General features: G+C 40.6%; 4 protein-coding genes. 2 read left to right on the forward strand and 2 right to left on the reverse strand.

Going from position 1 to position 8,542, the window contains the following annotated elements:
• The first annotated feature begins 62 nt into the window (after positions 1-62).
• Complete coding sequence (locus tag HX021_RS12520) at positions 63-2,321, forward strand: beta-N-acetylhexosaminidase (protein ID WP_286590699.1); 2,259 nt, start codon at positions 63-65, stop codon at positions 2,319-2,321.
• Positions 2,322-2,590: 269 nt separating this feature from the next.
• Positions 2,591-5,410 carry a carbamoyl-phosphate synthase large subunit gene (gene carB / locus HX021_RS12525; protein WP_286590700.1) on the forward strand — a complete coding sequence of 940 codons (2,820 nt, stop codon included), beginning with the start codon at positions 2,591-2,593 and terminating at the stop codon, positions 5,408-5,410.
• Positions 5,411-5,456: 46 nt separating this feature from the next.
• On the opposite strand, the gene HX021_RS12530 is transcribed toward carB, so the two are convergent.
• Positions 5,457-6,494 carry a formylglycine-generating enzyme family protein gene (locus tag HX021_RS12530; protein WP_502959003.1) on the reverse strand — a complete coding sequence of 346 codons (1,038 nt, stop codon included), beginning with the start codon at positions 6,492-6,494 and terminating at the stop codon, positions 5,457-5,459.
• Positions 6,495-6,563: 69 nt separating this feature from the next.
• On the reverse strand, positions 6,564-7,970 hold the full coding sequence (locus tag HX021_RS12535; RefSeq protein ID WP_286590702.1) for a Gfo/Idh/MocA family protein: 1,407 nt from the start codon (positions 7,968-7,970) through the stop codon (positions 6,564-6,566).
• Positions 7,971-8,542 lie beyond the last annotated feature (572 nt).

Genomic DNA, 8,542 nt, shown 5'->3' on the forward strand with positions numbered 1-8,542 from the left:
AGAAGAATGAAACAAAATTTAAGATATTTGTGTTGATTTAACATTAATCTAAACATATTACTATGCGGTTGAGTCAATCCTTATCCATGTTGCTTCTAGCAGGAGCAAGTATCCTTAGTGCACAGGGCCAAAATAATTTTGATATTATTCCCAAACCTTCCAGTATTACTTTGGCTACTGGGGCATACCATATCCCAGCAGACCTTCAAGTCATTGTTTCCACGGATTTCCAGGAGGCCACACAATTACTGACTGAGCATCCAGCAATCCAAAGTGTAAGCCTGGAAATACTCAAGAAAAATAAAAAAACTCCAAAAGAGGGGTTTCGTATTATCAAGGCCGTTGAAGGTGACAATCTAAGTAAAAACGCCTATTCTATTCAAATTGATGAAACGGGTCTCTTATTGAAAGCCTGGGATACTCCACAGCTTATCAATGGTATTTACACCTTAATCCAACTCGGGTATTTACAGGCAGATCCAAGCAATATCGCTTTTGTAACGATTGTGGACGAGCCCCGTTTTGCCTATCGGGGACTTCATCTGGATGTCTCCCGCCATTTCATGCCGCTTTCATTTGTAAAAAAATATATAGATGTCATGGCCATCTATAAGTTCAATAATTTTCATTGGCATTTGACAGATGGAGCTGGCTGGCGTCTTGAAATCAAAAAATACCCAGAGCTAACACAAAAAGCAGCCTGGCGGACACATACGCATTGGAAAGATTGGTGGAACAATGGCCGCCAATATGTGGCGCAGGGAAGTCCTAATGCCAGTGGTGGCTATTATACACAAGACGAAGCCCGCGAGCTTGTGCATTATGCCGCTCAAAGAGGTATCAATGTCATTCCTGAAATAGAAATGCCCGGACATTCCGAAGAAGTACTAGCAGTTTACCCGGAGCTCTCCTGTTCAGGAAAACCTTATAGCCAGGGGGAATTCTGCATCGGCAATGAAAAAACGTTTGAATTTCTAAAAAATGTATTGGATGAGGTATTAACGATATTCCCATCCCAGTACATCCATATCGGCGGAGATGAAGCCGAGAAGAAACACTGGGCGGCATGTCCAAAAGATCAAGCTCTGATGCAAAAAGAAGGTTTAAAATCAGTGGATGAATTACAGAGTTATGCCATCAAACAAATGGATGTATATCTACAGTCTAAAGGTCGGAAACTAATTGGCTGGGATGAAATCTTACAGGGCGGATTAACAGAAGGGGCTACAGTGATGAGCTGGCGAGGCGAAGAAGGCGGTATAAATGCTGCCAACGCTGGACATGATGTGATCATGACCCCTAGCTCCCACCTCTATTTTGATTCTTACCAAACAGATCCAAGGACACAGCCAGAAGCAATAGGTGGTTATCTTACTTTAGACAAAGTCTATTCTTATAATCCTATACCGGCCGCCATACAAGAAGACAAAGCAAAACATATCCTTGGTGCCCAGGCCAATATATGGACCGAATATGTTCCAACAACTGAACATGTAGAATATATGGTATTCCCACGGGCCTTAGCTCTTTCTGAGGTGAACTGGACAAAAAAAGAGGCTAAAAACTGGATTGATTTTCACGGAAGATTACAATCTCACTATAAACTCTTGCAGGATCTCAATCTTAATTACTATCGTCCATCGTTCAATGTAGCTTATACAGCGACATATGATATAGATAAAAACACGAATAAAATTACCTTATCGACCGAGCAGCGGGATAGCAGTCAGATTCGTTATACCATAGATGGAAGTTCTCCATCCATTCAATCAACTCCGTATACGGGTCCATTTGAACTGAGTTCAACAGGACACATCAACGCGGCCTATTTTCAAGACTCAATCAAAATAGGTCCCACACTATCTTTTGATATTGATATTCACCGTGCCATAGGAAAGAAAGTCACCTACAATACAGCGTGGTCGGGATATCCCGCACAGGGAGATTCAACATTGACCAATGGGATCATGGGGGGACTTTCCTATCACGATGGTCAATGGCAAGGATTTACAAGCCCTATTGATGTGGTTGTCGATCTTGAACGCAGGGAGGAAGTACATCAGGTAGCCATGAACTTTATGCAAATGATCGGGCCTGGGGTCTATATGCCTGGAGAAATGGAGGTCCTTCTCTCAGACAATGGACGTACATTTAGAAAAGTAGGAACCGTAGTGAACGACATTTCCGACCAAGATCCTAAATTGATCTTTAAAAGGTTCGAGCTTAAGTTGAATAAGGTACAACAAGCACGTTATATCAAAATCAAAGCAAGCAACCCCAAAAAAGGGTATTTGTTTACAGACGAAATCATTGTTTACTAACCCCAAAAAACAATAATAATATGGTTATGAATACACGTTGGAAAGCCTGACCTGATCTTTTCCAACGTGTATTTATCTTTTTCATGGTCACCTTTTTAACAATTTTCGCTGTATTTTGAAATATTGTTAAAATAAATACTTAAATTTCAAAATTTAAATGTAACTTTGCACTCCGACAAAGCAGTCGGAATGACCCTTCCCCATGAGCTATTTTTGATTGCCTTTGCTCAGATTTACAATAGGAAATTTAATTTTTTGAACTAGATATAATGCCAAGAAACACTTCCATTAAGTCGGTTTTAATCATCGGATCAGGTCCCATCGTTATCGGTCAAGCTTGTGAATTTGATTATTCTGGATCTCAAGCATCCCTTTCGTTGAAAGAAGAAGGTATTGAAGTATCCATCATCAACTCAAACCCTGCAACAATCATGACGGACAAAGTTGTTGCAGACAACGTCTACTTGCTTCCTTTAACATGCGAAAGTATTGAGGAAGTATTACAAAAACATAACATTGACGCTGTACTTCCTACGATGGGAGGTCAGACGGCTTTGAACTTATGTATCGAGGCTTCCAACCGTGGTATCTGGGAAAAATACAATGTCAAAGTTATTGGTGTTGATGTTGCAGCCATTGAAAAAACTGAAAACCGTGAAGAATTCCGTCAATTAATGGTTGATATTGGTGTAGGAGTAGCAAAATCCAAAATTGCAAACTCTTTCCTTGAAGGTAAAGAAGCTGCGCAAGAAATCGGTTACCCACTTGTTATCCGTCCTTCCTATACTTTAGCAGGTACGGGTGGTGGATTTGTTCACAAAAAAGAAGATTTTGATGCAGCCTTAAACAGAGGGCTACATGCTTCGCCAACACATGAGGTCTTGGTAGAACAGGCCGTGTTGGGTTGGAAAGAATTTGAGTTAGAATTGCTTCGTGACACGAACGACAATGTGATCATCATCTGTACGATCGAAAATTTCGATCCAATGGGTATCCATACAGGTGACTCCATTACCGTAGCTCCAGGAATGACTTTATCAGACAAATGTTACCAGGATATGCGTAATCAAGCAATCTTGATGATGCGTTCAATCGGTAACTTTGCCGGTGGATGTAATGTCCAGTTCTCCGTCAATCCAGAAAATGAAGAAATTATCGCGATCGAGATCAACCCTCGCGTATCCCGCTCATCGGCATTAGCATCAAAAGCAACTGGTTATCCAATTGCAAAAATTGCAGCCAAATTGGCGATTGGATACAATTTAGATGAGTTGCAAAATCAGATCACAAAAACAACTTCAGCCTATTTTGAGCCAACATTAGACTATGTGATCGTGAAGATCCCGCGTTTCAACTTTGATAAATTCAAAGGAGCAAATAAGGAATTAGGCCTTCAAATGAAAGCAGTAGGTGAAGTGATGGCAATCGGCCGTACATTTATCGAAGCCTTACAGAAAGCCTGTCAATCATTGGAAACTGGCCGCGCTGGTTTAGGTGCTGATGGCCGTCAATGGAGAAACCTAGACGAAATCATGGATAGTTTGGAACATCCAAGTGGTGACCGCTTATTCCATATCAAAGATGCTTTCGAGTTAGGTGTTCCTTTGGAATCTATCCGGAAAGCAACACGTATCGACAAATGGTTCTTAGTACAGATCCAAGAGCTGGTACACCTTGAGCAAGAATTACGTCGTTATCAGTTGAATAATATCCCGCGTGATTTCTTTATGACCTTAAAACAAAAAGGTTATTCCGATGTACAGATTGCCTGGTTGCTAGGGAATGTAACTGAAGATCAGGTATATGACCGTCGTAAAGAATTAGGTATCAACCGTGTTTACAAAATGGTAGATACCTGTGCGGCAGAATTTCCTGCACAGACACCATACTACTATTCGACATTCGAAGAAGAAAATGAATCCATCTCTTCAGATAAAAAGAAAATCATCGTTTTAGGTTCAGGCCCTAACCGTATCGGTCAAGGTATCGAGTTCGATTACTCTTGTGTACACGGCTTATTGGCAGCTAAAGAATGTGGTTACGAAGCGATTATGGTCAACTGTAACCCGGAGACTGTATCGACAGACTTCAATATGGCTGACAAATTATACTTCGAGCCCGTATTCTGGGAGCACGTACGTGAGATCATCGAATTAGAAAAACCTGAAGGTGTAATTGTTCAATTGGGTGGGCAAACAGCGCTTAAAATGGCTGAACGTTTAGAGCAGCTCGGAGTCAAAATCATTGGTACCTCTTTCGAAAATATGGACTTAGCAGAAGATCGTGGTCGTTTCTCTGACCTATTGAAAGAGCTCGATATTCCATATCCAAAATATGGTGTAGCGACTTCAGCAGAAGAGGCATTACAAGTTGCCAATGAAGTTGGGTACCCTGTATTAGTTCGCCCTTCATACGTTCTAGGAGGACAAGGCATGAGCATTGTCATCAACGATGAAGATCTGGAAAAAGCAGTCGTCAATTTATTGAAGAACCTGCCGGGCAACCATATTCTGATCGACCACTTCTTGGATCGTGCCGAAGAAGCCGAATCGGATTCAATCTGTGATGGTGAGGATGTACACATCATCGGTATGATGGAACATATTGAACCTGCAGGTATCCACTCGGGAGACTCTTCTGCAGTGTTGCCTCCATTTGGCCTATCACAGGCTGTTCAGGATAAGATGGAAGAATACTCGATCAAATTAGCAAAAGCACTGAACGTCCGTGGTTTATTAAATATTCAGTTTGCTGTCAAAGGCGAGAATGTGTATGTCATCGAGGCTAACCCACGTGCATCACGCACGGTTCCTTTCATTGCCAAGGCTTATGATGTTCCTTATATCAACATTGCTACAAAAGTAATGTTGGGTGCGAATAAGTTGAGTGACTTCAAAATTGAGCGTAAACTGAATGGATATGCAATCAAAGAACCTGTGTTCTCCTTCAATAAATTCCCTGAAGTTGACAAACAATTAGGCCCTGAGATGAAGTCGACCGGTGAGGCTATCCGCTTTATCAAAGATCTTCAAGATCCTTATTTCAGAGAGTTGTATAATCAAAAATCAATGTTCTTGAATGCCCAATAAGGCATCACTATAAAATAGAAAAAGGCTTGCAATTGCAAGCCTTTTTCTATTTTATATCTTTTACGCAACGGAATCCGACATTGTTTGTCGGACTATTTACCTCACCTTTACCCCTGCTTCCGGCTTTATACCGCTCACAATATTGGTCGTTACATAGAAATGATCCACCCCGCTGAACTCTTTTTTCGAGATTTGGTTCTTGCGGATCATAAGAATCATGTGGACCTTTTGGATTAACTGTTTCACTATTTGCATAATAATCAGGTCTATAAAAATCAGCACACCATTCCCATACATTCCCTTCCATATCATATAGTCCAATAGCATTTGGGGAAAAGGACTTCACCGGCGCGGCACCTTCATAACCATCTTCTTTTGAATCCTCGACAGGAAATTTGCCTTGATAAATATTAGCAGCCCATTTTCCTTGAGGTTTCAGTTCCTTTCCCCAATAGTACAGGTCTTCATTGGCATCTTTTTTCGCCCGTGCAGCATATTCCCACTCAGCTTCTGTTGGTAATCGTTTTCCAGCCCATTTTGCATATGCAGCAGCATCCTCATAGGCAACCTGAACTACTGGGTAATTCATTTTACCTGTAATTGAACTGGCAGGGCCTTCAGGATGTTGCCAATTTGCCCCGGGAATATATTCCCACCACATCAGGTAATTATTTAAAGAGTTGATTTCTTTGGGTTTTGAAAATACGGCTGATCCAGGGACAAGCATATCCGGATCAACACCGGGAAAATCTTTTGGGTCAAGTTTTCGCTCAGCTACGGTCACATAACCCGTTTCTTTTACAAATTGGGCAAATTGTGCATTGGTCACCTCATGTTCATCCATATAAAATGAATTTAGTTCCACGGTATGCACAGGTTTACTATCTTCAAAGTTTGAGCTACCCATCAGAAATTTGCCACCTTCGATCAAAATCATCTTTCCGCTGTTATTGCTGCCTTGTTTAGCACTCTGGGATTTGATCATTCCAGCTCGTGTGGGAATATTTTCCCCTACACAACATGACAGTGTATCATTTGTGGAAAATAACGATAAACAGGTAAATAAAGTCAGATTAAATAACATAATGATTAAAGATAAACATAAAAGGGGAACAATAAAATGCTTCCCCTTTTACTTTGTCAGATCTGACCTTTATACGTCTAGCTGGATTTTTTCATTTTTAGCCTTCTTCTTACGGATGAGCGTGTTACCACCACCATTTAATGTGATATCCACCGGATTGTTATTCTTCCATGCCCCTTTTGTAAAATCTGGAACAGCAACAGTTTTACAGTTCTTTTCAACCGACTCAACACTTAAGGGGACAACACAGCTCCATGAAGCAGCATCATAAACATCTTGATCCAAGGGTAATCCATTTCGCAGGCAATCAATCAGGCGCCAGTCCATCATAAAGTCCATACCTCCATGCCCTCCTACTTGTTTAGCCTGTTCACCAATATATTTGACCAATTCAGGCGTATATTTATCATACAGCTCTTTCATCCTCTCCTCTTTAATAAATTCATGGCCAAATGCTATATTTTCAACTGGATACTTTTGAGCAAAACCTTTTGTACCGCTTAAAGTATGTAATCTTGAATAGGGCCTCGGGGAAGTTACATCATGTTGGAGCATAATCGTTTTACCTTTGGCTGTTCGAATTAAAGTTGTATTCATATTACCACGGTATTTCTTCCCCACAAATTCCTGAAAGAAGGAATCTTTGCCTGCGAGTTCCTGAGCTTTCTCTCCCATCATAAAATCATTGGACGACATCGCGACAAGATGGTCCATCTTATCTCCTCGATTGATATTTAGGCATTGCGCCACTGGTCCCAAGCCATGTGTAGGATATAGGTTACCATTTAATTTTATATTCTCCCTCAAACGCCACATATTATCATAACCATTTTTGGCGAAATTTAAATCCAGTAAATCATGGATATAAGCTCCTTCAGCGTGAATTAATTCACCGAATAATCCTTGGCGAACCATGTTTAAAGTAAGCATTTCAAAGAAATCATAGCAACAGTTCTCCAGCATCATACAATGCTTTTTAGTCGACTCTGATGTCTTTACAACTTCCCAACAGTCTTTTATCGTCAATGCAATCGGCACTTCACAAGCTACATGATTCCCTGCCTTCATAGCTGCAATGCTCATTGTTGCATGATAGTCCCAAGGAGTACAGATATAGACCAAATCAAGCTTTTCTTCTTTCAGTAGTGACCTCCAACCATCTTCACCCGAATAAGATTTAGCGGCCCTTAAACCCTTTGATGTAAGTATCTTTTGAGCTTTATCGACCCGATCAGCATGTTTATCACACAATGCCACAATTTCACACCCTTCAATATATGACAACCGTTCAACAGCACCAGGTCCCCGCATTCCCAAACCAATCACCGCTACTCTGACCTTATCAATTTTTGGTGCAGCAAAACCACACATATTAAACGAACCTACAGCTGAATTGGCATTAACCAATGTAGGAAGTGAAACTGCCAATGACGACAAAATCCCAGCTTTTTTCAAAAAATCTCTTCTAGAATCCATAATTTAAAAGTTCAATTAAATTTAAAGGGACCTATTGGTCCCTCTAAAAAATCACCTATTTTAAAACAAACTAAACAGTCAATATGAAAAATCCTTTTGGATTGGATTTATACTTGGTTCTAATTAAAGAACTTAATCTCTATAACAATAATATAACACTTTTCCCTAAATAAAAAATCAAACATGAAAGCAATCGTTTGCTTAATCTACACAAACGATTGCTTAATTGACTATCTCCTCGTACTTCCTCTACCAGAAGTCTTTTATCTGCACAAACCAATTACTGATACAAAAAGTAGGAATACAAACCTCTGCTGATGTTATAAGGATTATATGAAGGTGAGAAAAATATCGATCTGTGTACCTGTCTACGCCGTATGGTCTCCAGGATAACAGGCAACAGTGTAAAATCATTATACCTGTCGGGAAGGCACATTCATGCGGATAGAAGGCATACTACAAAGCTGATGCTCCACCGGCACTGCCTCGCACGAGGCATCAAAACTATCCAAACGCAAGAAGCCCTTGACTGTTTCCAGCAAGGGCTTCCGTGTAAAAAAAGGCACCGACCT

The sequence above is a fragment of the Sphingobacterium sp. N143 genome (genome assembly GCF_030325625.1).
Taxonomy (GTDB): Bacteria; Bacteroidota; Bacteroidia; order Sphingobacteriales; family Sphingobacteriaceae; genus Sphingobacterium.